Annotated in this window: 1 tRNA gene and 2 rRNA genes; all 3 read left to right on the forward strand. The window is 53.8% G+C overall.

The annotated features are described in order from the left end of the window. A 23S ribosomal RNA gene (locus tag B9A11_RS21000) occupies positions 1-1,948 on the forward strand; the annotation flags it as partial. A 248-nt stretch (positions 1,949-2,196) separates the two neighbouring features. After that, positions 2,197-2,311 (forward strand): 5S ribosomal RNA (gene rrf / locus B9A11_RS21005). A 62-nt stretch (positions 2,312-2,373) separates the two neighbouring features. Next, positions 2,374-2,450 (forward strand) — tRNA-Met (locus tag B9A11_RS21010).

Here is a 2,450-nt window from a genome sequence, read left to right on the forward strand (position 1 = left end):
GGGGGTAGAGCACTGGATGGGTAATGGGGCCCCACAGGCTTACTGATCCTAACCAAACTCCGAATACCCGGGAGTACTAGATGGCAGACACACTGCGGATGCTAACGTCCGTAGTGGAGAGGGAAACAACCCTGACCTACAGCTAAGGCCCCCAATTCATGGCTAAGTGGGAAAGCAGGTGGGACGACCAAAACAACCAGGAGGTTGGCTTAGAAGCAGCCATCCTTTAAAGATAGCGTAACAGCTCACTGGTCTAAATAAGTTGTCCTGCGGCGAAGATGTAACGGGGCTCAAGCCATGAGCCGAAGCTTAGGATGCGCATAGCGCATGGTAGCGGAGCGTAGTGTGACATAGAACTCTGTCTCTTTAGCCTTCCTCGGAAGGCGTTAGAGACATGAGTTCTTTCGAAGAAGCCGGGCTGTAAGGCATCCGGTGGAGAGATCACTAGCGAGAATGATGACATGAGTAGCGACAAAGAGTGTGAGAGACACTCTCGCCGAAAGTCCAAGGGTTCCTGCTTAAAGCTAATCTGAGCAGGGTAAGCCGGCCCCTAAGGCGAGGCCGAAAGGCGTAGTCGATGGGAACCAGGTTAATATTCCTGGGCCGTGTGGTGGTGACGGATCGTGGCGACGCATGTTCCTTATCGGATTGGAGCATGTTCAAGACGGTTCCTGGAAATAGCCCCACTTTAAGACCGTACCCTAAACCGACACAGGTGGACTGGTAGAGTATACCAAGGCGCTTGAGAGAACGATGTTGAAGGAACTCGGCAAAATACCTCCGTAAGTTCGCGAGAAGGAGGCCCGGTGTACGATCACCGGGGGCACAAACCAGGGGGTGGCGACTGTTTACTAAAAACACAGGGCTCTGCGAAGTCGCAAGACGACGTATAGGGTCTGACGCCTGCCCGGTGCCTGAAGGTTAAAAGGAGGGGTGCAAGCTCTGAATTGAAGCCCAGGTAAACGGCGGCCGTAACTATAACGGTCCTAAGGTAGCGAAATTCCTTGTCGGGTAAGTTCCGACCTGCACGAATGGCGTAACGACTTCCCCGCTGTCTCCAACATCGACTCAGCGAAATTGAATTGCCTGTCAAGATGCAGGCTTCCCGCGGTTAGACGGAAAGACCCCGTGCACCTTCACTACAGCTTCGCACTGGCATCAGGCACAATATGTGCAGGATAGGTGGTAGGCTTTGAAACCAGGACGCTAGTCCAGGTGGAGCCAACCTTGAGATACCACCCTTATTCTGCTTGATGTCTAACCGCGGTCCGTTATCCGGATCCGGGACCCTGCGTGGTGGGTAGTTTGACTGGGGCGGTCGCCTCCTAAACGGTAACGGAGGCGCGCGAAGGTTGGCTCAGAGCGGTCGGAAATCGCTCGTTGAGTGCAATGGCAGAAGCCAGCCTGACTGCGAGACTGACAAGTCGAGCAGAGACGAAAGTCGGCCATAGTGATCCGGTGGTCCCAAGTGGGAGGGCCATCGCTCAACGGATAAAAGGTACGCCGGGGATAACAGGCTGATACTGCCCAAGAGTCCATATCGACGGCAGTGTTTGGCACCTCGATGTCGGCTCATCTCATCCTGGGGCTGGAGCAGGTCCCAAGGGTATGGCTGTTCGCCATTTAAAGAGGTACGTGAGCTGGGTTTAGAACGTCGTGAGACAGTTCGGTCCCTATCTGCCGTGGGTGTAGGATACTTGAGAGGAGTTGCCCCTAGTACGAGAGGACCGGGGTGAACGATCCACTGGTGGACCTGTTGTTGCGCCAGCAGCAGTGCAGGGTAGCTATGATCGGAAAGGATAACCGCTGAAGGCATCTAAGCGGGAAGCCCCCCTCAAAACAAGGTATCCCTGAGGACCGTGGTAGACCACCACGTCGATAGGCCGGAGATGTAAGCATGGTAACATGCTCAGTTGACCGGTACTAATGGTCCGATAGGCTTGATTTGATCCAGTAATAGCAAGGTTATTACCAACTCAAATCATAAGCATACACGCAAGTGTACTGACTTGGGCGACATACGCACTCAAGTAGCCGATAGGCGGTAGTGCACTAACATGTTGATTGAAACGTTGCGCTATCAGCATCCGGAATGGATGGGTGTGGCTCTCGGGACATTTTGCTCCGCAAAATACCCTGCCGCCACCCACCAAACCAAGAAAATGCAGATCGCGCAGCGATCTGGTATTTCCTTGGTTTGGTGGTCATAGCGCGAGCAAAACACCCGGTCCCATTCCGAACCCGGCCGTTAAGTGCCGTAGCGCCGATGGTACTGCGTCTTAAGACGTGGGAGAGTAGGTCACCGCCAAACCTAGTAAATACCAAATTATTATCTCTATCACGATCAAAACACCGATCAGGACACAAAACTCCCGCGGGATGGAGCAGCCCGGTAGCTCGTCAGGCTCATAACCTGAAGGTCGTAGGTTCAAATCCTACTCCCGCAACCA

Source organism: Tropicibacter naphthalenivorans (assembly GCF_900176475.1).
Classification (GTDB): Bacteria; Pseudomonadota; Alphaproteobacteria; order Rhodobacterales; family Rhodobacteraceae; genus Tropicibacter; species Tropicibacter naphthalenivorans.